Consider the following 273-nt stretch of genomic DNA (forward strand, 5'->3'; position numbering starts at 1 on the left):
GATGAGTGACGTTCAAAAGAAAGAATTTCACGACACTAGTGAGTGTAACTTTGCATTTGCAGCCAAAGATTTAGGTCGTTTTCGTGTCAGTGCCTTTTGGCAACGCGAATCAGCCGGTTGTGTTATGCGCCGTATCGAAACCCAAATACCTGAAGTTGATGACCTAAAGCTACCCCCTATTTTGAAAGACTTGGTCATGAGTAAGCGTGGTCTTATCATTATGGTGGGTGGTACCGGTACTGGTAAGTCGACTTCGTTGGCTGCGCTAGTGGG

General features: G+C 46.2%; 1 pseudogene. It reads left to right on the forward strand.

The window, feature by feature from the left end:
- Nucleotides 1-273, forward strand: a pseudogene (locus tag AAEY88_RS13595) (type IV pili twitching motility protein PilT); the annotation flags it as partial.

The organism is Psychrobacter sp. CAL346-MNA-CIBAN-0220, assembly GCF_040309805.1.
GTDB lineage: Bacteria > Pseudomonadota > Gammaproteobacteria > Pseudomonadales > Moraxellaceae > Psychrobacter.